The following is a 25,417-nucleotide window of genomic DNA, read 5'->3' as shown; positions in this document are numbered from 1 at the left end:
CGTCTTTTCGAGCATGTGGAAACCATATCCAAAATCCGCCAAGACTGACTGCAGCATTCTCAGATCACCGGAAGAAACCAGGCAGCATTCATCGGCGGAAGACATGACGTCCTCCTTTTGTTGAGCCAGCAATTTCACCTTAAAACGGCAACGCGCTTCAAAACAGCGACCAGACAATGGAGCGTGCGCGCTTGCCCCAGAATTATCAAGAGAATTCTAATAGGCGATGCGGGCCCTTGGTGCACCAGCCGCGACATTCCATTCGCAGCTTGCAGAACAGCGCTATATATCTCTGTTTTCAATAGGTTTTCTAATTTGAAGCCGGGAGGAGCACAAAGTGCTCCGCCACTTAAAGCCTGCCGCACCAGGACTGGTTTTTTGCCCCTGCCGGATGCGCCAGCCCTTCGCGAACGAGCTGGTCGGCGAAGGAAACGCCAGAGCGGGAGAGTTGAGCACCGTTGTTACCGCCGGAGGCTACGTTGAAGGCACCGGCGTTCAGCATATCGCGCAGGCGAACCTTGGCGACGAAACCACGCTGGCGCTCTTCCATGCAACGTGCGCCGTCGATCTGCGGCACACTGATGCCTGCGATCTGCATCTTCACGCCCTTCATCCAGAAGGTATTGCCGTCTGCCACACAATTGTTGAGGCCGGACTGTCCGCAGAAAGCAAAGGCGCCGCTCTTTTCACCAAGCGAGACTTTTTCAACGGCAGGCCGTGTCTCAGGCAAGGCGGCAACCTGCGCCGACCGTGAGGCCGGGACCGTGTTGATGGGGCGTGGCGGGATGGGGCCGTTGCCTGGCAGCGTAGGCGCAGAGGGACGGATAGACGCGGTTTTCACCGGTGCCGTCGCCTCGCGTCTGGCGGTCTCCGTGGGGCGTGACGGGTTGGCCGGCTGCTGCGTTGTCCTGGCAAACTGCCGTTTTGGCAGGAGGCTATCGCGATGTTCGTAAGCCTGAATGCCGCCCACAACGACGCCGAACATCAGCAGCCACGGCCATACACTGCCGCCACTCGATTTTCCTGACGTGCGCCGCCGCGCTTTCGTTTTTCGATTGCTCACGGTTGGACTCCTTTTTACGGAGCCGCATTATCGGCCAAAGGAGTTTCCGAAAGGTTGGCATTTCAAGATGCCTGTGGATAACGGATCAACGAACCTGATCGAGCAGGCGCTTGCATTCCAGAAGATCAAACAGGGCTTCCTGCAACAGTGCCTGGTCATCCTTGCCGATGCTGGACTTGCCGATCGACACATCGGAATCGCTGCTGCTGCCGCCAAAACCGAAGAACCGGCCGCTTGGCTTAACCTTGGCACGGCCGACGACTTCGTCCTCATCCGCATCCAACACGCGCGGTTCGGCCACTTCCTTCTCGCCGCTTGCCGCCATGATGGCTTCCATCGTGGCAAGATCGCCGGATGCAATGGCCGCGACAAAACGGTTTCCATTGGCTTTCAGAAGCTTCTGAACGCCCTTGATGGTGTAACCGTGATCATAGAGAAGGTGGCGAATGCCCTTGAGAAGATCGATATCGTCGGGACGGTAATAGCGACGCCCCCCGCCCCGCTTCATGGGCTTGATCTGAGGAAAGCGCGTTTCCCAGAAACGAAGCACATGCTGCGGCAGGTTCAGATCATCCGCCACTTCACTGATTGTGCGAAACGCGTCGGGGCTTTTGTCCAACTCTTAACTCCCATCCAGACCGTCGATAGCGCAGGATGCCAGATCCCTCACGCAGCGCGTGAAAACCGGGATCGATTTTCGACGGGACGATGCGCAAATTCAAATCGCTAAAATTGATTATGATGCGAATCGACTTCATTTCAACGGCTTGAACGTTGAAATTCAAGTATGTTCACAGGAAGGAACGGAAAACGCAGGATGCTGCCGGTAAAATCCGGCAGCCGACAGGCGTTTAAGAGCCGGCTTTCTGGCTCTTCTGCTTGACCTTGCGGGCCGTGTGCGCCTTGAGAATGCGCTGCTTCAGGACGTTGGACGCCTTGAAGGTCATGACGCGACGCGGAGAAATCGGCACTTCCTCACCCGTTTTCGGGTTACGGCCGATACGCTCGTTCTTTTCGCGGATCTGAAACGTTGCAAAGGACGAGAGTTTGACAACCTCACCGCGTGTGATGGCGTTGCAAATCTCGTCGATGATCGTCTCGACCAGTTCAGCGGATTCGGTACGGGACAGTCCTACCTTACGAAACACAGATTCTGCCAGATCTGCGCGTGTCACTGTCTTCCCGGCCATTTTTCCCCGCAAACCGTCAAAAAAAATTTTCTCTTGAGCCGCCGAGATTATTTCCCTTGTGACGACCGGTCAAGCGATTGTTCCAGATTCACGTGTGGCTTTCGGCAATTGCTGCAATGGTTTAGTCATTGCCGAAACACAAGTGTTACCAGCGCAACAGCACCGCGCCCCAGGTGAAACCGCCACCCATGGCTTCCAGCATCACCAGATCGCCCTTCTTGATGCGTCCGTCACCGGCAGCAACCGCAATTGCCAGCGGAATGGACGCGGCAGAGGTGTTGCCGTGCTGGTCCACGGTGATCACGACCTTCTCGGGATCGATGCCGAGTTTTTTCGCCGAGCCATCGATGATGCGCTTGTTGGCCTGATGCGGCACAAGCCAATCCAGGTCGTCGGCGGTGGTTCCCGTCGCGTCAAACGCGGCTTCGATCACGTCGGTGATCATGCCGACAGCGTGTTTGAAGACTTCGCGGCCTTCCATGCGCAGATGACCGACCGTACCGGTGGTGGACGGGCCGCCATCAACGAAGAGCTTGTCCTTGTGCGAGCCGTCGGAGCGCAGCTGCGAGGTCAGAACACCACGATCAGCGGACGTGCCTTCGCCCTCACCTGCCTCAAGCACCAGTGCACCGGCACCATCACCGAACAGAACGCAGGTCGTGCGATCCTTCCAGTCGAGAATGCGCGAGAAGGTCTCGGCACCGATAACCAGCACGCGCTTGGCCATGCCACCGCGAATGTAGAGATCGGCCGTCGACACGGCGTAGACGAAACCGGAACAGACAGCCTGAACGTCGAAGGCAAAGCCATGCGTCATGCCCAGACGGTTCTGGATGTTGACGGCCGTTGCCGGGAAGGTGTTGTCGGGCGTCGACGTCGCGAGGATGATGAGGTCGATGTCAGCAGGTGTCAGACCGGCATTGTCGAGGGCTGCGCGCGCTGCCGCTTCCCCCAGCGACGCCGTCGTTTCGCCTTCGCCGGCGATGTAACGCTGCTTGATGCCGGTGCGCTGCACGATCCATTCGTCGGAGGTTTCGACAACCCCTTCGATTTCCTGGTTGGTCATGACACGCTTCGGGAGCGCTGCCCCGAAACCACGTACGATAGAGCGGATCATTCCGTTATTCCTCATCAGCCACGAGTGCTTCGGGCGCCGGTGGCGGAAGCCGTCTTGCGTGGTAAACCTTCAGGTCGTTTTCTATTTTCGCTGTCAGGCCGTTGTGGACCATGTCGTAGCCAACGTCGACCGCGGACGCAAAACCAAGGGCGTCCGTGCCGCCGTGGCTTTTGATGACAATGCCGTTCAGGCCGAGAAACACGCCACCATTGACCTTGCGCGGGTCCATCTTCTCACGCAGCACGTCGAACGCGCTCTTGGCCAGGATGTAACCGATCTTGGCAATGAAGCTGCGGGAAATCGCCTCACGCAGCAGCGTGGTGATCTGGCGTGCCGTGCCTTCGGCTGCTTTCAGGGCAATGTTGCCGGTAAAGCCCTCGGTGACGACGACATCCACCGTACCCTTGCCGATATCGTCACCTTCAACGAAGCCGCGATAATCGATGGTGGCGAGATCGGCTTCACGGATCAGACGGCCCGCCTCGCGAACCTCATCCTGACCCTTGACCTCTTCGACACCGACATTCAGCAGGCCGACCGTCGGACGGTCGATATCGAACAGCGCTCGCGCCATCGCGCCACCCATCAGGGCGAAATCGAGAAGCTGCTGGGAATCCGCACCGATCGTCGCGCCGACGTCGAGCACGATGCTTTCGCCTTTCAACGTCGGCCAGATGCCGGCAATCGCCGGGCGCTCGACGCGCGCCATGGTGCGCAGGCAGAACTTGGCCATGGCCATCAGAGCGCCGGTGTTACCGGCAGAGACGGCAACGTCTGCTTCACCCAGTTTCACGGCCTCGATAGCGCGCCACATACTGGAGACGTAGCGACCACGGCGTAACGCCTGGCTCGGCTTTTCGTCCATGCCAACAGAAACTTCACAATCGTGAAAGACCGACTTTTCCCGGAGCGCGGGATACTGTGCCAGAATGGGTTCGCATTTGCTTTTCTGCCCGTACAGCAGAAAAGTCACATCGTTATGCCGATCAAGCGCCTTGGCGGCACCGGGGATGGCAACATCAGGGCCGAAGTCGCCGCCCATGACGTCAATTGCTATTCTGATCACTCGTCCCTTGTCCTTCTTGCCGCCGTTGCAGCGAATTTTTGCGCGAAAATACCTTTTCCGGCTTTTGTTACAATAAAATTATTCCGCCGCCTGGCGCATTCAGTCTTTTTTCCAGTCTTTCAGCACGGCAAAGGGCGAAGGCCGTTTTTCCAGTTCCGGCTCCTTTTCGCCTTTCACGGCGAATTCGGCGTCGGGTTTGCGTGGGTAAGGATCGATCGCCAAAGCTGCGAATTCCGCAACCACAGCGCCAACATCAATGCTGTCACCGGTGAACTGGTCGGGAATATCCGGACCATCCGGATCAAGAACGATCTCGCCCTGCTCGTTGGTGACCATGCGCGCCAGCTTCGATCCCTCGGGAACGAAAATATGCTCCACCGTTTCATCAATCTTGCTCGGCACAGGCTCGAGCGTCACGACGCAGGACTGGGTTATGGCAGCGTGCACTTCGCCCTTGATTTTGATACCGTCCTTTTTCCAGCGGGACACCTGCAACTCCGCCTTCAGGTATTCGACGGAGACAACATCCCAGAATTTAGCCAGCGCCTTCAGCTCTTCCGCATCGGCTTCGAGAGCAATCCTGACGGGATTGGCGGAAATATGGCCTACCTTCACGGGATAGGAAAAAGGCACGTCGTCGTTTGCTGCATGTCGCGCGTTCATTTTGAACCTCACTGTCCGGGCAAGGGAGGCGTCAGGCTTCCAGTCGCAACCCTATCTTCGGATTGCGCGGAAAGAACGTCTGACGCCTTCATCATCCATTGTGCCAGCGCCATCATGTCGGGCGCGGCTTCATCTGATTGCGGATATATATTGCGCTTCAGGGCAGCCGCAAGAGCTGCGGAATCGGAAGCATCGAGCGCGGCGGCGTAGGATTCGAGCCGCCCGTAAAACATGCCGGCAAATTTCTTCATGCGTTTGGGAACGCCCTGATCGCCGATCCCCAGCTCCCGCATCGAGTGGTCGAGGTCCTGAAAAAAGGCGTCGACAATCTCCTGGGCAATCTCCTGACCGCTGACATCGGAGGTTTTCGTGCGGCGAAAATAGAGAATCATCACCGCCGCCAGCATCTCGAAACGGCCCATAACGGTGTCGGGAACGCCCATATCGAGATAAAATTCGGGCGTACGTGCTGCCGAGGTCAGGACCGTGTATTGCCGGTCGACTATGGCGCGATTGTTATTTCTCTTCTTGAACAGCCCGAATATCATCGTTTTTTCCGCACAGAACCGGTGATTTCGATTCCGACCCATCGCACTTGTTGCATGATCGTGAAAGCTGGTTTACCGAAGCATCCACGAATTGCAATGCCATCGCGGTCACGTTCATCTTGCGGCTGAAACAGTCGAAGAGAACCGGAGGAGGTTGAACCGGGCGCGAAAGCACTGCATTCAAGGGGAAAGCGGACGTGTCCGTCCCCGGATTGACATAATCATGTGCACAGACACTGTGCACCACGTAATGCCGGAAGGTATGATTCATGACCGCAGTCGGGGAGTCGCAGTTGAGCAAGCAGAAATCGACACGTCATAGCAAGACCCTGAGCGCAACCGCCATCGCCGTTGTACTCTCAGCCGGTCTTCTTTCTGCGTGCAGCAGCACGACCGATGTTTTCCATAACGGCTACGTCATGGACGAACAGTCGCTTCCGCTCATTCCGGAAGGTTCCAGCCGCGAACAGGTTCTGCTGACGATGGGCACGCCGTCCACGACCGCGACCTTCGGCAACGAAGTCTTCTACTACATTTCCCAGAAGCGCGTGCGCCGCGCCGCCTTCCTCAAGCCGCAGCTTGTCGAGCAGAACATTCTGGCCATCTATTTCAACAAGGATGGCGTGATCGAGCGCAAGGCCAACTACACGCTGCAGGACGGCAAGGTGTTCGACACGATTTCGCGCACGACGCCAACAGGCGGCAAGGACCTCACCTTCCTGCAGCAGCTTCTTTCGGGCGGCACGTCCGGCGCCAACATCGCCAAGAGCATTCTGGGTGCGGAAAGCAATACGCCGTAAAGGGCAAAACCCATCCCAAAATAACAAGGCCCGTGGAGCGATCCACGGGCCTTTCTTGTTGCGGGACTTTCGAGGCTTCAGCCGGCGAGAATCGCCAGAAGCAGCAGGGCCACGATATTGGTGATCTTGATGGCCGGATTGACGGCGGGACCGGCGGTATCCTTGTAAGGGTCGCCCACCGTGTCGCCTGTTACGGATGCCTTGTGCGCATCCGAACCCTTGACGTGACGCACGCCATCCTTGTCAACGAAACCGTCTTCAAAGCTTTTCTTGGCGTTGTCCCAGGCACCACCGCCCGATGTCATGGAAATGGCGACGAACAGGCCGTTGATGATGACGCCCAGCAGGGAAGCGCCAAGTGCTGCGAAGGCGGACGCCTTGGAGCCGGAAATCAGCAGCACACCGAAGTAGACGACGATGGGTGCGAGAACCGGGAGTAGCGAGGGAATGACCATTTCCCGGATCGCCGCCTTGGTCAGAAGATCAACAGCCTTGCCGTAATCCGGCTTTTCCGTACCGGCCATGATGCCGGGCTTTTCGCGGAACTGGCGACGAACCTCTTCCACGATCGAGCTTGCAGCCTTGCCAACCGCCGTCATGGCAATGCCACCGAACAGATAGGGAATAAGGCCGCCAAACAGCAGGCCTGCGACGACGTAAGGGTTGGAAAGGCTGAAGGAGATTTCCCCGACATCCTTGAAGTAGGGATAGGTCTCGCCATTGGCGGCGAAGTAGGACAGGTCGTTCGAATAGGCGGCAAACAGCACCAGCGCACCAAGACCGGCAGAGCCGATCGCGTAACCCTTGGTCACCGCCTTGGTGGTGTTACCTACGGCATCCAGCGCGTCAGTCGCCTTGCGCACATCCGGATCGAGACCGGCCATTTCCGCGATACCGCCGGCGTTATCGGTGACGGGACCGAAGGCATCGAGCGCTACGATCATGCCGGCAAGACCGAGCATGGCCGTAACCGCAATACCGGTACCGAAAAGGCCACCGAGCTGATAGGTGGTGATGATGCCACCGACGATGACGATGGCTGGCAGCGCGGTCGATTCCAGCGACACGGCAAGTCCCTGAATGACGTTGGTGCCATGACCGGTGACGGAGGCTTGCGCAATGGAATTGACCGGGCGCTTGTTGGTGCCGGTGTAATATTCGGTAATCACCACGATCAAGGCCGTCACGACCAGACCGATGATGCCGCAGAAGAACAGGTTTGTGCCCGTCACCTCCATGCCGGCGACCGTGCCGATCGGACCCCAGCCGATTGTGCCGAAAGTTGCGACGGCGAGACCGGCAATCGAAAAGATGCCGGTTGCGATCAGTCCCTTGTAGAGTGCGCCCATGATGGAGTTGTTGGTGCCGAGCTTGACGAAAAAGGTTCCGGCAACCGAGGTCAGGATGCAGGCGCCGCAGATCGCCAGGGGATAGGCCATGGCGCTTTCCAGCACCGGCGTTCCCGCAAAGAATATGGCCGCAAGAACCATGGTTGCGACGACCGAAACGGCATAGGTTTCAAAAAGGTCGGCCGCCATGCCGGCGCAGTCGCCGACATTGTCACCGACGTTGTCGGCAATGGTTGCCGGGTTGCGTGGATCATCTTCGGGAATGCCCGCTTCCACCTTGCCGACGAGGTCGCCACCGACATCCGCACCCTTGGTGAAGATGCCGCCGCCGAGACGGGCGAAGATCGAGATCAGCGATGCGCCAAAACCGAGCGACACGAGCGAATCGATCACTTCACGCGAACCTGCCGGATGGCCCATCACCGATGTGAGGATGAAATAATAGATCGACACGCCCAAGAGAGCGAGGCCAGCCACGAGCATGCCGGTGATCGCACCCGACTTGAAGGCGATGTCGAGACCGGACGAAAGGCTGTGGGATGCGGCCTGCGCGGTGCGCAGGTTGGCCCGCACCGAGACGTGCATGCCGACGAAACCGGCAGCGCCTGACAGCACGGCGCCGATGATGAAGCCGATGGCCGCCATGGCCGACAGGAGATACCAGGCAAGGACTGCAACAATCAGCCCGACGATGGCAATGGTGAGATACTGACGAGTGAGATAAGCCTGCGCACCCTCGCGGATATAACCCGCTATTTCCCGCATACGCTCGTTGCCTTCATCGGCATCGAGAACGCTTTTGGTCGCCCATGCCGCGTAAACCACGGACAGGAAACCGCATAAAATTACAATGGGTATTACGGTCATGCGCACTTACCTCCCAAAAGGCCGGGTCTCACTCCCTCCCCGGCGCGGCGAAACCATGTGCTGCGGCAATTTGTTCCCCTCCCAAGGAAAAAATGCCTGCACGTCGAGATTGCGTTGCCGGAAGGCGCGGCGTCAACCCCTACATTTGATTTGGAATTTACCCAGTTCAGCGTGGCGCAAGCTGCGCGGGGCCGTCACGCGGTCTTTTTTCTGCCGCTCAGCAAAAGCGAAAGGACCAGCAGAAGGCAAAGCCCCGCGACAGGCCAGATGACGAGGTTCATGACCGACCAGCCCCAGGCCGTGAACACCTTGCCGGACGAGAAGGACGAGAGCGCCACAGTGCCAAACAGCACGATATCGTGGAAACCCTGCACCTTGTCGGCCTCATGCGGGCGATAGCAGGAGGTGATGATCGAGGTCGCGCCGATGAAACCGAAGTTCCAGCCGAGGCCAAGCAGAATGAGCGCCGCCCAGAAGTTCCAAAGCTCAATGCCCATATGCGCAACGATGGCGCAGCCCATCAGCACGATCAGACCGGTGGCGACGATCTTCTCCGCGCCAAAGCGGGAAATCAGCATGCCGGTAAAAAAGCTCGGCCCGAACATGGCAATCACATGCCACTGGATGCCAAGCGTGGCGAGTTCGGAAGGAAAACCGCAACCGATGACCATGGCAAGCGGCGCACCGGTCATCATGAAGGTCATGAGCGCATAACTGCCAATACCGCAGACCATGCCGGTAATGAAACGATGCGAGCTGACGATTTCCGAAAGCGGGCGCGCAGGTTCCGCCGCGCCGGCCGAGGCTTTCAGATCCGGCAGTTTCAGGAAGGCAAGAACGGCGATGGCGGCAAGGCCGAGCGGCACCAGCGCCAGAAAGGCTCCGGCAAAGGTCACGGGGGCCAGAATATCCTTGCCGAAAATCGCAAGCTGCGGCCCGACGATGGCGGAAACGATGCCGCCGCCCAAAATCCACGAGATGGCCTTGGGCTTGTAAAAGGATGGAGAGGCGTCGGCCGCGGCAAAGCGGATCTTCTGGGTAAAGCCACCGGAAATACCGATCAGCAGCAGGCCGAATGCGAAAAGCCAGAATTCCGAACGGAAAAGTGCCAATGCCGCTACCGCGCCGCCTGTCGAGGACATCAGCGCGCCAACGATAAAGCCCGCCTTGCGTCCCAGAAAGCGGGAGGCGAAGGCAACGCAGATGGCGCCAAGTGCCACACCGAGATTGAAGCCGGTGAGCGGCGCTGTTGCCAGCGATTTGTCCGCTCCGAGAAGCTGGTAGCCGGCAAGGCCCCCCACCGCAAAACTCAAAGGCGCAGCCGATCCCATGATCGCCTGCGCCACAGTCAGCAGAAAGACATTCCGCTTCGCCGCAACCAGTTGAGTCTCAAGTCCGGTGGCGGGTACTGCGCTCATGTCTTCCTCACATTCTCATAGTCAGCGTTTTGTCTCGCCGCGAACCTGCTTGGCAATACGGTCAAGCACCGCATTGACGAGCTTCGGCTCGTCTTCCGCAAAAAAGGCGCGGGCGATTTCAACATATTCGGTCACGACAACGGCAACCGGCACATCCTTGCGCTCAAGAATCTCGAAAGCGCCGGCGCGAAGGATGGCGCGCACCGTGGCGTCGAGACGCGACAACGGCCAGTCTTCCAGAAGGGCGGAGCGAACGATCGGATCGATCTTCGTCTGGTCGCGAACGACGCCTGATACGATCGAGCGGAACCAGGACGGGTCAGCCTTGAGGTAGGTGTCGCCATCGACTTCCTGGCCGAGACGATGCGCCTCGTATTCCGCGACGACCTCCATCACGCCGGTGCCACCGACATCCATCTGGTAGAGCGCCTGCACAGCAGCAAGACGCGCAGCGCCACGCTGGTTGACGGGCTTGACCGAAGGCTGGCGCGGTGCGCCGCCGTTTTCAACGTTCGACATGCGTTCAGCCACCCAGTTTTTTCTTGAGTTCGATCATGGTCAGCGCGGCGCGAGCGGCAAAACCACCCTTGTCCTTGTCGGAACGGCGAACGCGAGCCCAGGCCTGATCGTCGTTTTCGACGGTCATGATGCCGTTGCCGATGGCGAGAGATTCGCTGACAGCGAGGTCCATCAGGGCGCGGGACGACTCGTTCGAAACGATGTCGAAGTGGTAGGTTTCGCCACGGATGACCATGCCGAGAGCAACGAAGCCGTCATATTCCGTGCCTTCATTGTCCGCCGCGTCGAGCGCCATGGCGATTGCCGGCGGGATTTCGAGAGCACCGGGAACGGTGATGATGTCATAGGTCGCACCGGCTTCATCGAGCGCAAACTTGGCGCCATCGAGAAGAGCATCGGACATATCATCATAAAAACGTGCTTCCACGATGAGAAGATGAGGCTTGGACATGGGATTTTCCTGAAAAGGTTCGCGCCGGATCAAACCGGCTTTTGGGGCGGTCAAACCACGGCTTGCCGTTCTTGGCAAGTATTTTTAACGCATGGCTGCCCCACCCGGCAGCTTTGCGGGGACATTGCAGGCCAGGTTTTGACCGTTTCGATCAGCTTTTCTGGAAGGCCAGATGAACGCCAAGCCCCATCAGAACCGTTCCGGCCGCACGTTTGGCGAACCTTTGAACCGCACTCGAACGCTTCAACCGTCCGACCATTGCGCCAGCCAGAAGCACACCAACCAGATCGGCAGAAGAGAAGATGAAATTGACGGCGATGCCGAGGATCAGGAATTGCAGCCAGACAGGAAAAGCAGCCGAGGGATCAACGAACTGCGGCAGGAAAGCCAGGAAGAACAGCGCAGTCTTGGGGTTCAGAACATCGACGATGATGCTGTCGATGAAGGCGCGTCTCGCCGATTTCGGCTCGATGGCAAGATTGACGTTTTCACCTTCAAGCTTGCTGCGCAGCATCGAGAAACCGAGCCAGATCAGGTACAGGGCGCCACCCAACTTGACCGCCAGATAGAGCCATGGAACCGCCTGAAACAGGACGGACAGACCGGCGGATGCCGCAAAAATGTGGAAGTAGCAGCCGACATGGATGCCGAGAACCGCCATCAGCCCGGCAAAACGTCCGCGTGCCATGGTCTGCGCCGCCGCATAAAGCATGGCGGGACCTGGAATATAGGCGAACAAGGCGGTGGTGACAAAAAACGCAGTCAGCACTTCCAATGACGGCATGTCGAAATCCCCTCTCCTCGACCGTACTCACGTCGCGCCGCTGAACGGCACCATTCCCGTCAGTTCGACGGGAATTCGGCCAGACGTGCGGCGTAACGTGCCATGGTGTCGACTTCGAAATTGACGAAATCGCCCGGCTGGCGCTCGCCCCAGGTGGTGACGGCCAGCGTGTGACGGATCAAAAGAACGTCGAAATCGGCACCCTCGACCGCGTTGACGGTCAGCGAGGTGCCGTCGAGCGCGACAGAACCTTTGGGCGCCACGAACTTTGCGAGATGTTCGGGCGCACGAAGACGAATGCGAACCGCTTCACCTTCCGATTCGACCGACAGAATTTCCGCCTTGCCATCGACATGGCCGGAAACAATGTGGCCGCCAAGTTCGTCGCCGATCTTCAGCGCGCGTTCCAGGTTGACATGCGTACCCTTCTGCCAGCTTGCGATCGTCGTCAGGCGCAGGGCTTCTTCCCAGGCTTCGACTTCATACCAGCGCTCATTACTGCCGGTGTCGGGCAGTTTCGTTACCGTCAGGCAAACGCCACCATGCGAAATGGATGCGCCCATGTCGATGGTCTTGGGGTCGTAATTGGTCGCCACGCGAAGGCGCACACCTTCGGGCAGGGCCTCAAGTTCGGACACGGTTCCAACGTCGGTGACAATTCCGGTAAACATCAAAGCGGCCTTTCAAAATCGAAGCAGCGGTCGGCGCCATAGGCGGTTTCACTGACAAGCAGATAATCGTCCGGGATATCGGCACGACGAAGCGGCGTTTCAACCCCGTTTTCGCCCACCACCACCGGGCTTTCGAACAGCATGATACGGTCGACGAGACCAGCCTCGAGAAATGCGCGAGCGACAGAGGCGCCGCCTTCGACCAGCAGTTCCGACATGCCCCGTTCCGCTAAAGCGTGAAGAAGGTCATCAAGCGTCGAGGCTTGCTGGATTTCAACGCCTGCACCTCGAAGGGCGACGGATGCATTGAGGGATCCCTCGGGTGTCACCGCAATCACCGGCGCGTTCCCCGCCGTTTTCACAAGCTTTGAGGTCAACGGCAACTCAAGCCGGCGATCGAGAACGATACGAACGGGCGAGCGCTGCTCAAGGCCCTCGATACGCACGGTCAGTTCGGGATCGTCGGCCAACGCCGTGCCGATGCCGACAAGGATCGCGTCGCAACGCGCCCTCAGTTCATGCACGGCGCGGCGCGATTCCGGGCCGGTGATCGCCACCTGTCCGTCGCCCCGACGGCCGATCATGCCATCGGCAGAAACCGCAAGCTTCAGAATCACATGCGGGCGATTTTTAATCTTGCGTGTGAGGTAACCTGCAAGTGCGCGCTCGCCTTCTTCACGCAGCAGACCCGTTTCGACCACGATACCGGCGGCGCGCAGAATTTGGTAGCCGCGGCCCGATACACGCTCGTCGGGATCATCAACGGCAACGACGACACGGGCCACGCCATAGTCAACCAGCGCATTGGCGCATGGCGGTGTCTTGCCCCAGTGCGAGCAGGGTTCGAGAGTGACATAGGCCGTCGCACCCCGCGCCGCCTCGCCTGCCAGTTCAAGCGCCTGACGCTCGGCATGCGGACGGCCGCTGATTGCGGTGACGGCCTCGGCAATGATCTGGCCGTCCTTGACGAGGACACAGCCGACAGAGGGATTGGTTTCGGTCTGACCCTGATGGCGCAGCGAAACGTCGATCGCCCGCGCCATGAATCTTTCGTCATCGGCACGGGTCGTCACGTTCAGACCCCGCCTTCCGTATCACGCGCAATCTTCGCGTTGATCTCGGCAATGACGTTTTCGAAGTCTTCGGCGTGGCTGAAATCGCGATAGACCGAGGCGTACCGCACGAAGGCGACATCATCGAGGCTTTTCAGCGCTTCGAGAACCTGCAAGCCGATTTCTTCCGATGGGATTTCCGTCTCGCCGGAGCTTTCCAGACGACGGGCGATGCCGGAGACGGCACGTTCGATCCGGTCGCGATCAACCGGGCGTTTGCGCAGCGCGATCTCGAAAGATCGCACCAGCTTTTCCCGGTCGAACGGCAGCTTGCGGCCGCTTTTCTTGATGACCATCAGCTCGCGCAATTGCACACGCTCATAGGTCGTAAAGCGGCCGCCGCAATCGGGGCAGATGCGCCGCCGGCGAATGGAGGTGTTGTCCTCCGCCGGACGAGAGTCCTTGACCTGCGTGTCTTCAGAACCGCAAAAAGGGCAGCGCATCTCGTTCCTCTCTTACATGTACGGGTACATGGGGAAGCGATCGGTCAAAGCAACGACCTTCTCGCGTACGGAAGCCTCAACGGCAGAATTGCCTTCATCCGAATTGGCAACCTTGAGACCGTCGAGAACCTCAACGATCAGCTTGCCGATTTCACGGAATTCAGCTTCCTTGAAGCCGCGCGTCGTGCCGGCCGGTGCGCCAAGACGAACACCCGACGTCACGAAAGGCTTTTCAGGGTCGAACGGAATGCCGTTCTTGTTGCAGGTGATGTAGGCGCGGCCGAGGGCTGCTTCCGCACGCTTGCCGGTTGCGTTCTTCTTGCGAAGGTCGACCAGCATCAGGTGGTTGTCGGTGCCGCCGGAAACGACATCGAGACCGCCAGCGATCAGCGTTTCTGCCAGTGCCTTGGCGTTCTTGACGATCTGCGCGGCGTAGTCCTTGAATTCCGGCTGCAGCGCTTCACCGAAGGCAACAGCCTTGGCGGCGATGATGTGCATCAGCGGACCGCCCTGGAGGCCCGGGAAGACAGCCGAGTTGAACTTCTTGGCCAGATCTTCGTCATTGGTCAGGATAACGCCACCGCGCGGGCCGCGGAGCGACTTGTGCGTCGTCGTCGTGGCAACGTGGCAATGCGGGAACGGCGACGGATGCTGGCCACCGGCAACCAGACCGGCGATGTGCGCCATGTCGACCATCAGGTAAGCGCCGACTTCATCAGCGATCTCGCGGAAACGCTTCCAGTCCCAGATACGGGAGTAGGCCGTGCCGCCGGCGATGATGAGCTTCGGCTTGTGGGTACGAGCCTTTTCAGCAACGTCGTCCATGTCGAGCAGGTTGTCGCCTTCGCGCACGCCGTAAGACACGACGTTGAACCACTTGCCAGACATGTTGACCGGCGAACCGTGCGTCAGGTGACCACCCGAGTTCAGATCGAGACCCATGAAGGTATCACCCGGCTGGAGAAGCGCGAGGAACACCGCCTGGTTCATCTGCGAACCGGAGTTCGGCTGGACGTTGGCGAAATTGACGCCGAACAGCTTCTTGGCGCGTTCAATCGCCAGCTCTTCCGCGATGTCAACGAACTGACATCCGCCGTAATAACGCTTGCCCGGATAACCTTCAGCGTATTTGTTGGTCATGATCGAACCCTGCGCTTCAAGCACAGCGCGGGAGACGATATTTTCCGAGGCGATCAGTTCGATCTCGTGGCGCTGGCGACCGAGTTCCTTCTCAATCGCGCCGAAAATTTCCGGATCGACATCGGCAAGCGGACGGGAGAAGAAAGCATCTGTGTTCGACATGGTGAAGGCTCCTGAAACAGTAATGCGAAGGCGTCTTAGCGCCCTCCCCCTTCAAGAGCAATACGGACAGCGAGATTTGCCCGTCAAACTGCGACGTGACCGCAAAAAACGACATTTCCTTTCGGCGAAATCGGCCGCACAAACAAAAAACCGCGCCGGAAGGGCGCGGTCTTTTCAAACTCAGGCGAAATTCGCTTAGTTGCGCGGCAGCAGATCGTCGTCCACGGAACCGGCAGGCTGTTCCATGCCGCTCGTGGTGTTAAGCGCCAGTTCGGCATTGCCATCCTTGCCGTAGATGTCGTCGCGGAACTGAACAACGCCGTCCTTCGCCGACCAAGCGGTGATGTACACGAAATAAACCGGCACTTCCTGTGCGAGCTTGATCGGCGTGCTGACGCGCGATGCGATGACGCGTTCCATTTCCTGACGCGACCAGCCTGCCGTGTCTCGCAGCAGCCAGGAGGTCAGGTCGCGAACGTTCTGTACGCGGACGCAGCCGGACGATTCGAAACGCATCAGCTTGTTGAACAGGCCCTGCTGTGGCGTGTCGTGCATGTATTCGTTGTTGGGGTTGTGGAAGTTGATCTTCGTCGAGGACATGGCGTTGATCTTGCCCGGGTCCTGACGGAACATCAGGTTCGGAGCCTTCGGCGCGAACCAGTCGACCGTCGTCGGCGAAACTTCCTGTCCCTTGCCATCGATGAGGCGGATGTTGTTCCGCTCCAGATAGGTCGGGTCCTTCTGCATCAACGGCACGATGTCCTTTTCGACGATCGAGCGCGGCGCAGTCCAGTAAGGGTTGAGGATAACCTCGTAGATCTTGGAATTGATGACGTGCGTCGGGCGGCTGGCGCGGCCGACAACGGCCGTGTTGCGCAGAACGACGCGGCCATTTTCCACGGCTTCAATGGACGCAGCCGGAATATTGACCATCAGGTGACGCTGGCCGAGATCGCCCGACATGGAATCGATGCGCACCAGGTTGGTCTGAAGCTGCGCCAGACGGATCTGTGCGGAAACATTCAGAGCCTTCGTGGTGTATTCGCCGATCACGCCATCTGCCGGCAGACCGTGACGAGCCTGGAAACGCTTCAGCGCGCCATCCACATAGGAATCGAATGCGCTGGAGATGCCGGCTTCACGCGGCAGATCGCCGGAAACCATCAGACGCTGACGCAGGATCTGAACGGAAGGATCGCTGACGCCGATCTGGAGACGCTGCTGGCTTGTCGGAACGTCAGGCCAGCCGCCGTTCTGAACGATCTGCTGATACTGCATGATCGCCTGCTGCATGTAGATCGGCGCTTCCGAACCGAGAACCGGATTGTTGGAAACAACGCCAACCGCCGAACGCGAGGTGTTGGCGTCGAACTGGTCGTCCCAGTTGCCACGACGGGAAGAACCCATCAGGTCGTTCAGCGCATCCTGCGCCAAAGCAGGCGCAGCCAGCGCAACAGCGCCAACGGAAACGGCCGAGCGCAGAAGCGCGCGACGGGACACGGGATCGGAAACGGATTTCTTTGTCATTTTACCTACCAGCCACTCTATCAGGCAATCTGAACGATGCCTAAAGCAATATGATTAACAAACACGTACAACGCGTCTGCCGGCCGGAAATACTCGTTACGCTCTTGCCTTCGATAACGGTCAGACACGACAATCGGGCCATGCCGAGAAAACAGGAGAAACCGCCGGCTCCTTCGTCTTTGCCGGTCCCATATCAATATGGCCAATTCGTGTCACCAACCCTTTTCTCACGAAGCTGTGTGCACTGTAAAACAAGGCGAAACGCAAAGCCGGACGCAATCGCCTTGCGTCCGGCTTTGAAGAAAACTGCAATCGAAATTACAGGCGATATGCGATCGAGTCGTTCCAGAAACGGTCGAGGCGCTGCAGCAGCTTGTTCATTTCGGCGAATTCGCCGGTGCCGATGCCGCCGACCTTTTCGATCGAGCCGACGTGGCGTTCATAAAGGCGGGCAACGGTTTCGGCGATCTGCTGGCCCTTTTCGGTCAGGCTGATGCGAACCGAGCGACGGTCGACACGCGAACGCTGGTGGTTGATGAGACCGAGGTCGACCAGCTTCTTGACGTTGTAGGAAACGTTCGAGCCGAGGTAGTAACCGCGCGAACGCAGTTCACCGGCGGTCAGTTCGGAGTTGCCGATGTTGAACAGAAGGAGTGCCTGGACTGCGTTGACGTCATCGCGACCCTGACGATCGAACTCGTCCTTGATAACATCGAGCAGACGGCGGTGAAGACGCTCAACCAGGTGCAGCGACTCCATGTAGAGCGAACGGATGGTTTCTTCCTGTACGTCAGCGACGATAGCCTGCGGCTTTGCTTTGGTATTGATCATAACTGCCTCACTGTTTTGTTTGGCGGTGTGTTTGTTTGTTCCCGCCTTGAGTGAGAACCTAAGCAATGCGCATAAAATTCTACTTAAAACGTACGATTAACAAATGCTTACCTGCATTGTTCAGATCGCACCGAACTTGTGGCAATCCTGGACCGCCCTAGCTAGAACCTATAAAAATCAAATACTTAAGACAGAAAATTGCCTTAAAAACGGGCCAAATTGCTTTCTTTTTATGGTAAATCAATTCTTGCGCGTTCTTCGTTCTGACGCGCATCCAGCCAGAAAGCGACCAGAAATAGTATATAAACGGTTGCCACGAGGCCGTGCAAAACAGGAACGAGAGTGTTTGCACCGAAGATATGCGGCCACACCTTATACATGGCGATCTGAGTACCGGCGCCGATGACCCACATGGCCGCTCCCCAGGAGGCACCAAGCCAGAGCCCAAGTGCAGCGACCGGGAAAACCATGGCAAGTCCGGTGCCGGCCACGCGCCAGGGAAGGTTCAGAAGATCAAAGCGTCCGTGACCGCCGAGCGAATAGCCGGTGAGCATTGCCCAATATTGCAGGCCGAACCAAAAACACGAAACGGCGACCAGTCGCATGAAGACCAGGTAGAGTATCCCGGTAAGCGGGCGTTTCGGCTGTGGTTGAGAATCAGGTTCCATGGCCGGAAGATACGGTCTCAATAAGCGGGCGAACAGCCCATATTGTTTCTTTGCCCATGCCTTGTCAAAAACATCCGCTCAACCGGGATCGATTGTCGCATTCGCACGGCGCGTCCTTCGTGTTATGGAGCAGTCCGGATTTGGAAGGACATTCTCTCATGCAGGACAAAACCCATCTGGTCGACGAGATTACCGGCCACCGCCGCATGCGGCGCAATCGCAAGGCCGACTGGACACGCCGTATGGTTCAGGAAAACCGCCTGACGGTCGACGATCTGATCTGGCCGGTGTTTATCATTCCGGGTACGGGCATCGTGGACCCCATCCCTGCCATGCCTGGCGTCAACCGCATGAGCGTCGACAAACTTGTCGAGGCCGCCAAGGAAGCAGCCGATCTCGGCATCCCGGCCATTGCAACATTCCCCAACATTGAAATGGAACTGCGCGACGAGACCGGTTCCAACGCCCTTCTCGCCAACAACCTGATCAATCAGGCCACGGCTGCCGTCAAGAAAGCCGTGCCGAACATCGGCATGATTACAGATGTGGCGCTCGACCCCTTCACCAGCCACGGCCATGACGGCATCCTTCGCGGCGACGAGATCGTCAATGACGAAACCGTCGAACAGGTCGTCAAGGCTGCCATTCTTCAGGCCGATGCCGGATCGGACATTATCTCTCCATCCGAAATGATGGATGGCCGTGTCGGTGCGATCCGTCGCGGACTGGATGCGGCTGGCCACCAGGGCGTTGGCATCATGTCCTACGCGACCAAGTTCTCGTCGGGTTATTATGGTCCCTATCGCGAGGCGATTTCGACCGCCGGCCTGCTGAAGGGCGACAAGAACAGCTATTACATCAACCCGGCCAACGGCACGGAAGCGATGCGCGACGCGGCCCTCGACGTCGAGGAAGGCGCCGATATGCTGATGGTCAAACCCGGCCTGCCCTATCTCGATATCTGTTGGCGGCTGAAAGAGGCGTTCGGTCTTCCGACCTTCGCCTATCAGGTCTCCGGCGAATATTCGCAGATCAAAGCCGCAGCAATGAACGGCTGGATCGACGGCGACCGCGTCATGATGGAAACACTGCTTTGTTTCAAGCGCGCCGGATGCGACGGCATTTTGACCTACTTCGCCGTTGAGGCGGCACGCAAACTGGCCAGGAGCTGACGGCACGGCGGGCTTATTGTATTCGGCGGTTTCGTCCCCATATTGTTTGCTGACATTATCAGGAGACAACCGCCGATGAGCCTTGAACAGAATCCCACCTATATCGCACCGGACGACTGGCGCGCATATAGCGGCGTGCTGAGCAGGCGTGTGTTTGCGTTTCTGATCGATTACGCCATCGTGCTGCTTCTTTGCATTCCCGCGGCGGTGATCGTGTTCTTTCTTGGCGTCATCACACTCGGCCTCGGATGGTTCCTCTATCCGGCACTGTTCGTGATCGTTGCCGTGCTCTATTTCGGCATCTCGCTTGGTGGCCTGTCGCAGGCAACGCCCGGCATGCGCGCTATGGGCATTGCCATGGCGCGGCTGGACGGTCGGCGAATCGACTTCCTGCTTGCCACGGTTCACATCGTGCTTTTCTGGGTCATCAACTCGGTTCTGACGCCGCTGATCCTGCTTGCGGGCCTGTTTACCGAGCGCTCCAGACTGGTTCACGACTTCCTTTTGGGCACCGTTGTCGTCAGAACCCGTTAAAACCCGTAAAATCACGGCGTTCAAATAGGCTTGATGCCGCATCTCGTGGTTGACGTTTTGCGGCATTTTGCCATTCTGTGACACTATGTGACAGGCGAAGGAGGCGATCACGGTTCGATGAACACGCAGACGACGCCCTCTCCTCAATTTTATCTGACGGCACCGGCCACCTGCCCATATCTGCCAAATCAGATGGAGCGAAAGGTCTTCACCCATCTGGTGGGACCGCGCGCCTCGGAAATGAACGACCTGTTGACCCAAGGCGGCTTCAGGCGCTCCCAGAACATCGCCTATCGCCCGGCCTGCGAAAACTGCCGGGCATGCGTCTCGGTCCGCATTCTGACGGCAGAGTTTCAGCCGACGAAATCGATGCGGCGTGTCCTGTCCGCCAACAGCGATATTGTTGCCACGGTCCATCCCGCGGAACCGTCCACCGAACAGTTTGCCCTGTTCCGCCGTTATCTCGACAGCCGCCACCAGTCGGGTGGCATGTCAGATATGTCGGCGCTCGATTATGCGATCATGGTCGAGGATACCCACGTCAACACCCGCATCATCGAATATCGCCTGCGCGAACCGGGGTCTGGCATCGATTCCAGCAAGCGCGGAGAACTGCTGGCTGTCGCCCTCAGCGACGTGATGAGCGACGGACTGTCGATGGTCTATTCGTTCTTCAATCCTGCCCTGGAGAAGCGCTCGCTCGGCACCTTCATGATCCTCGACCACGTCGAGCGCACCCGTACACTTGGCCTGCCGCATGTCTATCTCGGCTACTGGGTCGATGGTTCGGAGAAGATGGGCTACAAAACCCGCTATCATCCGCAGGAACACCTGACCCCGCGCGGTTGGGAACGCTACACGCCGCCGACTGAGCAGGCGGAATAGAGTTCATCGAGCTTGAAGGGGGCTGATTGAGCCTCCCTGTCGGTCGTGTTATAACGGCGTTATAACCGGAGCTTTCGTCATGAACGTCACAATCCGCAAGATCGGCAATTCGGAGGGTATCATTATCCCGAAAGAGGTTCTTGAACGCATGGGCCTTAAGGCTGGCGATACTTTCGAACTGAAAGAATCTTCTGGCAGTATTGAACTCGTGCCGGAGCAAGAGGATCTTGGCGAACAACTTGAGGCAGCGCGACGTGGTATGAAGAAGTACCATGTCGCCTTGAAAGAACTGGCCAAGTGACCAAGGTCAAATGGCTGTCGCGTGCCGCCATTGAAATCATGCATAGGGAACAGATCTCCGAACATGGCGGCCTGCCGGGATTAAAGGATGCGAATGCCCTGGAAGCGGCTCTGGCTCGTCCGTTGCATAAGGCAGCCTATGGTGAGAGCGATATTGTCAAGCTGGGCGCAGCCTATCTCTACGGCCTAGCGCGCAATCATCCATTTTCTGATGGCAACAAGCGTATCGCGTTCCTGGCCGCCTACACTTTCCTTTTTATCAACGGCTACGAGATCGTGGCCGAACAAGCAGATATCGTGGCTTTTGTCCTGGATATCGCTGCTGGAAAGATTGATGAAGAAGGTGCGACGCGGTTTCTTAGGGATCATACCTTACCGGTGAAATGAAAAACGCCGCATATCCTGGATATGCGGCGCCTTTTAACGATATGATGAGGTCTGGCTCTTACCCGCCGAACTTGCCGCTGCGCGGGAAGCCCTTTGGTACAGTGCGACCGGCGGTGGCGCGATCTGCCAGCCATTCGCGCAATTCTTCGCCGACCTTGGTGAAGACGCGGCCGGCACTGTCCGACCAGCTCAGGCCATCGGCCAGCGCAAAGCACTTCACATCGACCACGCCGCCGTCCTTGTAACGCTGCAGGCGAACACCCTTGCCGCGCGACATTTCCGGAACCTGTGAAAGCGGGAACGCCAAGAGCTTGCGGTTTTCACCGACAACAGCAACATGGTCACCCGTCACAGGCACAATCAGATGCGCCTCATCCGGCATGGAGACATTCATGATTTGCTTGCCCTTGCGGGTATTGGCGATCATTTCCGTCTCCGGCACGATAAAGCCGTTACCCGCCGTCGAGACGAGCAGCAGCTTGCGCGATGGATCGTGCACGAAGGCGGTCAGGATATCCTGATCGTTCTCCATATCGACCATGATGCGGATCGGTTCGCCGTGGCCGCGACCGCCCGGCAGCTTGTCCGCGCCGAGCGTATAGGCCTTGCCACCCGTCGTCAGCAGCAGAAGCTTGTCGGTAGTCTGGGCCGGGAATGCCACCTTCAGTGCGTCGCCTTCCTTGAAGGTCAGCGAAGACGTGTCGGCAATGTGACCCTTCAGCGCCCTGATCCAGCCCTTTTCCGAAATGACGATGGTTACAGGCTCTTTTTCGATCATAGCCTGCTGGATGGCTTCGATGTCGGCATCCGGCGCATCGGCAAACTGCGTGCGGCGACGGCCGATTTCGGTTGCCTTGGCGTATTTCTTTTTAACTTCGCCGATTTCCCAGGCGATCGTCTGCCACTGCTTTTCATCCGAACCGAGCAAAGCTTCGATTTCCGCCTTCTCGTTGCTGAGTTCGTCGAACTCCTTGCGGATTTCGAACTCCTCGAGCTTGCGCAGATTGCGCAGGCGCATGTTGAGGATGGCTTCAGCCTGAAGGTCGGTGAGCGACCACTTGGCCATCATCACCTGCTTCGGCTCGTCTTCCTCGCGGATGATGCGGATCACCTCATCAAGATTGAGGTAGGCGACCAGCAGACCGCCAAGAATTTCAAGGCGGCGGTCAATCGCGGCAAGCCGGTGGCGCGAACGGCGGATCAGCACGTCCTTGCGGTGTGCCAGCCATTCCGTCAGCACCTCGTTGAGCGCCATGACCTTCGGCACCTTGCCGAGCGACAGGACGTTCATGTTAAGCGGCAGGCGGCTTTCGAGGTCCGAAAGACGGAACAGCGATTCCATCAGCAGCGTGGCATCGACTGTGCGGTTCTTCGGAACCAGCACGATACGCACATCTTCAGCGGATTCGTCGCGGATATCTTCAAGTAGCGGCAGCTTGCGGGCAATCAGCAGCTCGGCGATCTTTTCGATGAGGCGCGACTTCTGGACCTGAAATGGAATTTCGGTGATGATGATCTGATAACCGCCACGACCGAGATCTTCCGTCTCCCACTTGGCGCGCACGCGAAAACCGCCACGGCCGGTCTTGTAGGCATCGAGAATGTTCTCGCGGCTTTCGACGATGACGCCGCCTGTCGGCAGGTCAGGACCGGGAACGAACTCGACCAGCTTTTCCACCGTCGCATCGGGATGCTTGATGAGATAAAGCGCCGCATCGCACAATTCATGGGCGTTGTGCGGCGGGATCGACGTTGCCATGCCGACGGCAATGCCCGAAGCGCCGTTTGCCAGCAGGTTCGGGAATGCGCCCGGCAGCACGACCGGTTCCGAATTGGATTCGTCGTAGGTGTCGCGGAAATCGACGGCATCCTGATCGATACCCTCAAGCAGGAGTTCGGCGACTGCCGTCATCTTACTTTCGGTGTAACGCATCGCGGCGGGGCTATCGCCGTCGATGTTACCGAAGTTCCCCTGACCGTCCACCAGCGGGTAGCGCAGAGAGAAGTCCTGCGCCAGACGCGCGAGCGCATCGTAAATCGCCTGGTCGCCATGCGGGTGATAGTTACCCATCACTTCACCGACGATCTTGGCGCATTTGCGGAATGCGGACTGTGGTCTCAGACCCATTTCACTCATGGCGTAGACGATGCGGCGATGCACCGGCTTCAGGCCGTCGCGAACGTCCGGCAGCGCGCGATGCATGATCGTCGACAGCGCGTAGGCAAGGTAACGCTCTTCAAGCGCAGCCTTGAGATCAACCGGATGAATGTTATCGTCTCCGCCGGACGGAGGCACAAGATTTTTTCCCATGACGCTTGACTAGCGGAAATGGCGATTCCCGGCAAGAATTGCCGGGGTTTCCACTGTGGATGAAAGTACCGTCATTCGTCAGTTTTTTGTTAACTGCGTTCCAATCGCCGCAGTGGGCATCCCCTGTGGGAGAGATGAAATCCGGTAGACCTTTGATTAATCGCGAATATAAATGCCACTATCGATGTCGATAATACCGCGCGAGTCTGCGGTTCAAGGGAAGAAACATCATGAAACTGAAATTCACCCGGCAAGTTCTTTTCACGAGCGCGGCCGTTCTCGCGCTCTCCGCGCCAGCTTTTGCGCTTGATGGCGCCGATGTTCTGAAGAAGATCAATGCCGCCTACAGCGCACAGGGCGGCGAAATCAGCGCACAGTCCACCGTCGTCAACGGTTCTACCGTGACGCTGGGTGACGTGACCTTTGCGGCAGCGAGCGATCCTTCGCGCAAGATCCCGGTTGGCACGATCACCCTGGAAGGCGTGGAAGAAAACAACGGCGGCTACAAGATCGAAACCGCACGCTTCGGCAATGTCGACTACAATCAGGACAACGTGTCGATCAAGGCAAGTGACATCTACATGTCGGGCCTGACCATTCCGGCCGATGCGACGACCGGCACGATCGAGGCACTGATGTTCTACGACGAGGCCCACAGCGGCCCGGTTTCGGTGACCCTTGGCGGCAAGGAAGCTTTCGCGCTGAAGGAAAGCACCGCCACGATGTCTCTGAGTGATGACAAGAACACGATGAGCTTCGATTTCGACGCCACCGGCTTCAAGGCCGACCTCAGCGGCATCGAAGATCCCAGCACCAAGGATGCTGTCGAGAAGCTCAATCTCCAGTCCATCTCTGGTGCGATGACCATGAGTGGAAGCTGGGAAGTTTCTTCCGGCACGATCGATGTTGAGGAATATGCACTCGACCTCGACAACGTTGGACGCCTGAACATATCGTTCGGTTTCTCGGGCTATACGCTCCCCTTCATCAAGTCGATGCAGGAAGCGGTGAAGGCACAGACCGAGAACCCGAACAAGGAACAGGCCCAGCAGGCCGCCAGCCTTGCCATGCTCGGCCTGATGCAGCAGCTTTCCTTCATCAATGCGGAAGTCAGCTTTGAGGACGCCAGCATCACCAAGCGCGCCATCGATTATGCAGCAACCCAGCAGGGGATGACGGGCGACCAGCTTGCCCAGACGATCAAGGGCATGGCACCGCTGATGCTGGCTTCGCTCAACGTGCCGGAACTGCAGAACATGGTCTCGACGGCAATCAACACCTATGTCGACGACCCGAAGAACCTGACCATCACGGCAGAGCCGGAAAGCCCGGTTCCGTTCCCGATGCTCATGGGTGCGGCGATGGGCGCACCGAACACGCTCCCGAAGATGTTGGGTGTAACGGTCACGGCAAACGAATAAGACAGACAGAAAAGCCCC

General features: G+C 58.2%; 27 protein-coding genes. 7 read left to right on the top strand and 20 right to left on the bottom strand.

Features of this window, described 5'->3' with window-relative positions; translation table 11 throughout:
* Nucleotides 1-349: 349 nt before the first annotated feature.
* The 7 genes from HWX89_RS00925 to HWX89_RS00895 form a co-directional block, all read right to left on the bottom strand.
* Nucleotides 350-1,063, bottom strand: coding sequence for a nuclease (locus HWX89_RS00925; RefSeq protein WP_178340574.1), 714 nt, complete (start codon nt 1,061-1,063; stop codon nt 350-352).
* An 85-nt stretch (nt 1,064-1,148) separates the two neighbouring features.
* The gene (locus HWX89_RS00920; protein ID WP_138795631.1) at nt 1,149-1,682 is read right to left on the bottom strand and encodes a MerR family transcriptional regulator; all 534 of its coding nucleotides are present in this window, start codon (nt 1,680-1,682) and stop codon (nt 1,149-1,151) included.
* Nucleotides 1,683-1,914: 232 nt separating this feature from the next.
* Nucleotides 1,915-2,253 (bottom strand): integration host factor subunit alpha, encoded by a 339-nt coding sequence (locus HWX89_RS00915; RefSeq protein ID WP_138795632.1) that lies wholly within the window; start codon nt 2,251-2,253, stop codon nt 1,915-1,917.
* Between the two features lie 145 nt (nt 2,254-2,398).
* A complete protein-coding gene (locus HWX89_RS00910; RefSeq protein WP_138795633.1) occupies nt 2,399-3,370 on the bottom strand; it encodes a beta-ketoacyl-ACP synthase III in 972 nt (323 codons plus the stop codon).
* Nucleotides 3,371-3,374: 4 nt separating this feature from the next.
* Nucleotides 3,375-4,436 carry a phosphate acyltransferase PlsX gene (plsX, locus tag HWX89_RS00905; protein WP_138795634.1) on the bottom strand — a complete coding sequence of 354 codons (1,062 nt, stop codon included), beginning with the start codon at nt 4,434-4,436 and terminating at the stop codon, nt 3,375-3,377.
* 99 nt (nt 4,437-4,535) lie between these two features.
* On the bottom strand, nt 4,536-5,099 hold the full coding sequence (locus HWX89_RS00900) for a YceD family protein (protein WP_138795635.1): 564 nt from the start codon (nt 5,097-5,099) through the stop codon (nt 4,536-4,538).
* An 8-nt stretch (nt 5,100-5,107) separates the two neighbouring features.
* Nucleotides 5,108-5,647 (bottom strand): ubiquinol-cytochrome C chaperone family protein, encoded by a 540-nt coding sequence (locus tag HWX89_RS00895; protein ID WP_138795636.1) that lies wholly within the window; start codon nt 5,645-5,647, stop codon nt 5,108-5,110.
* 269 nt (nt 5,648-5,916) lie between these two features.
* Here HWX89_RS00895 and HWX89_RS00890 point away from each other — a divergent pair, with 269 nt between their 5' ends.
* Nucleotides 5,917-6,447 (top strand): outer membrane protein assembly factor BamE, encoded by a 531-nt coding sequence (locus tag HWX89_RS00890; RefSeq protein WP_138795637.1) that lies wholly within the window; start codon nt 5,917-5,919, stop codon nt 6,445-6,447.
* Nucleotides 6,448-6,524: 77 nt separating this feature from the next.
* On the opposite strand, the gene HWX89_RS00885 is transcribed toward HWX89_RS00890, so the two are convergent.
* From HWX89_RS00885 to HWX89_RS00830, 12 genes are all read right to left on the bottom strand, one after another.
* The gene (locus tag HWX89_RS00885) at nt 6,525-8,663 is read right to left on the bottom strand and encodes a sodium-translocating pyrophosphatase (protein ID WP_138795638.1); all 2,139 of its coding nucleotides are present in this window, start codon (nt 8,661-8,663) and stop codon (nt 6,525-6,527) included.
* Between the two features lie 194 nt (nt 8,664-8,857).
* A complete protein-coding gene (locus HWX89_RS00880) occupies nt 8,858-10,081 on the bottom strand; it encodes an MFS transporter (protein WP_138795639.1) in 1,224 nt (407 codons plus the stop codon).
* Nucleotides 10,082-10,102: 21 nt separating this feature from the next.
* Nucleotides 10,103-10,600: a transcription antitermination factor NusB gene (gene nusB, locus HWX89_RS00875; RefSeq protein WP_138795640.1), complete on the bottom strand. Its 498-nt coding sequence runs from the start codon at nt 10,598-10,600 to the stop codon at nt 10,103-10,105.
* A 4-nt stretch (nt 10,601-10,604) separates the two neighbouring features.
* Nucleotides 10,605-11,051 carry a 6,7-dimethyl-8-ribityllumazine synthase gene (gene ribH / locus HWX89_RS00870; protein WP_246705070.1) on the bottom strand — a complete coding sequence of 149 codons (447 nt, stop codon included), beginning with the start codon at nt 11,049-11,051 and terminating at the stop codon, nt 10,605-10,607.
* A 151-nt stretch (nt 11,052-11,202) separates the two neighbouring features.
* Nucleotides 11,203-11,835, bottom strand: coding sequence for a LysE family translocator (locus tag HWX89_RS00865; RefSeq protein WP_138795641.1), 633 nt, complete (start codon nt 11,833-11,835; stop codon nt 11,203-11,205).
* A gap of 59 nt (nt 11,836-11,894) precedes the next feature.
* The gene (locus HWX89_RS00860) at nt 11,895-12,506 is read right to left on the bottom strand and encodes a riboflavin synthase (RefSeq protein ID WP_138795642.1); all 612 of its coding nucleotides are present in this window, start codon (nt 12,504-12,506) and stop codon (nt 11,895-11,897) included.
* A complete protein-coding gene (ribD, locus tag HWX89_RS00855) occupies nt 12,506-13,579 on the bottom strand; it encodes a bifunctional diaminohydroxyphosphoribosylaminopyrimidine deaminase/5-amino-6-(5-phosphoribosylamino)uracil reductase RibD (RefSeq protein WP_138795643.1) in 1,074 nt (357 codons plus the stop codon). Before ribD ends, HWX89_RS00860 begins: the two co-directional genes overlap by 1 nt.
* Before the next feature lie 2 nt (nt 13,580-13,581).
* The gene (nrdR, locus tag HWX89_RS00850; RefSeq protein WP_138795644.1) at nt 13,582-14,061 is read right to left on the bottom strand and encodes a transcriptional regulator NrdR; all 480 of its coding nucleotides are present in this window, start codon (nt 14,059-14,061) and stop codon (nt 13,582-13,584) included.
* 12 nt (nt 14,062-14,073) lie between these two features.
* Nucleotides 14,074-15,363 (bottom strand): serine hydroxymethyltransferase, encoded by a 1,290-nt coding sequence (glyA, locus tag HWX89_RS00845; RefSeq protein WP_138795645.1) that lies wholly within the window; start codon nt 15,361-15,363, stop codon nt 14,074-14,076.
* Between the two features lie 195 nt (nt 15,364-15,558).
* Nucleotides 15,559-16,890, bottom strand: a complete 1,332-nt coding sequence (locus HWX89_RS00840; RefSeq protein WP_138795647.1) for a L,D-transpeptidase family protein — start codon at nt 16,888-16,890, stop codon at nt 15,559-15,561.
* A 318-nt stretch (nt 16,891-17,208) separates the two neighbouring features.
* A complete protein-coding gene (ldtR, locus tag HWX89_RS00835) occupies nt 17,209-17,718 on the bottom strand; it encodes a transcriptional regulator LdtR (protein ID WP_400964400.1) in 510 nt (169 codons plus the stop codon).
* Nucleotides 17,719-17,951: 233 nt separating this feature from the next.
* Nucleotides 17,952-18,389: a DUF6163 family protein gene (locus tag HWX89_RS00830; protein WP_178340573.1), complete on the bottom strand. Its 438-nt coding sequence runs from the start codon at nt 18,387-18,389 to the stop codon at nt 17,952-17,954.
* A gap of 158 nt (nt 18,390-18,547) precedes the next feature.
* Here HWX89_RS00830 and hemB point away from each other — a divergent pair, with 158 nt between their 5' ends.
* The 5 genes from hemB (at nt 18,548) to HWX89_RS00805 (ending at nt 21,667) form a co-directional block, all read left to right on the top strand.
* Nucleotides 18,548-19,561, top strand: coding sequence for a porphobilinogen synthase (gene hemB / locus HWX89_RS00825; RefSeq protein WP_138795650.1), 1,014 nt, complete (start codon nt 18,548-18,550; stop codon nt 19,559-19,561).
* A 75-nt stretch (nt 19,562-19,636) separates the two neighbouring features.
* Nucleotides 19,637-20,095 (top strand): RDD family protein, encoded by a 459-nt coding sequence (locus tag HWX89_RS00820; protein ID WP_138795651.1) that lies wholly within the window; start codon nt 19,637-19,639, stop codon nt 20,093-20,095.
* Nucleotides 20,096-20,212: 117 nt separating this feature from the next.
* Nucleotides 20,213-20,980: an arginyltransferase gene (locus HWX89_RS00815; protein ID WP_138795652.1), complete on the top strand. Its 768-nt coding sequence runs from the start codon at nt 20,213-20,215 to the stop codon at nt 20,978-20,980.
* Between the two features lie 79 nt (nt 20,981-21,059).
* Entirely contained in the window at nt 21,060-21,281 is a 222-nt protein-coding gene (locus tag HWX89_RS00810; protein WP_138795653.1) for an AbrB/MazE/SpoVT family DNA-binding domain-containing protein, read from the top strand.
* Entirely contained in the window at nt 21,278-21,667 is a 390-nt protein-coding gene (locus tag HWX89_RS00805) for a type II toxin-antitoxin system death-on-curing family toxin (protein ID WP_138795654.1), read from the top strand. Before HWX89_RS00810 ends, HWX89_RS00805 begins: the two co-directional genes overlap by 4 nt.
* Nucleotides 21,668-21,725: 58 nt before the next feature.
* Here HWX89_RS00805 and parC read toward each other — a convergent pair whose 3' ends face one another.
* The gene (parC, locus tag HWX89_RS00800; RefSeq protein ID WP_138795655.1) at nt 21,726-23,978 is read right to left on the bottom strand and encodes a DNA topoisomerase IV subunit A; all 2,253 of its coding nucleotides are present in this window, start codon (nt 23,976-23,978) and stop codon (nt 21,726-21,728) included.
* 230 nt (nt 23,979-24,208) lie between these two features.
* Between parC and HWX89_RS00795 the strand changes: the two genes are divergently transcribed.
* Nucleotides 24,209-25,399: an aq_1923 C-terminal domain gene (locus HWX89_RS00795; RefSeq protein WP_138795656.1), complete on the top strand. Its 1,191-nt coding sequence runs from the start codon at nt 24,209-24,211 to the stop codon at nt 25,397-25,399.
* Nucleotides 25,400-25,417: the final 18 nt, after the last annotated feature.

Origin of the sequence: Rhizobium sp. RM (assembly GCF_013390595.1) — a bacterium.
GTDB lineage: Bacteria > Pseudomonadota > Alphaproteobacteria > Rhizobiales > Rhizobiaceae > Agrobacterium.
The sequence above is the reverse complement of the archived record's forward strand: the minus strand, read 5'-3'. Positions and strand labels throughout refer to the sequence as shown.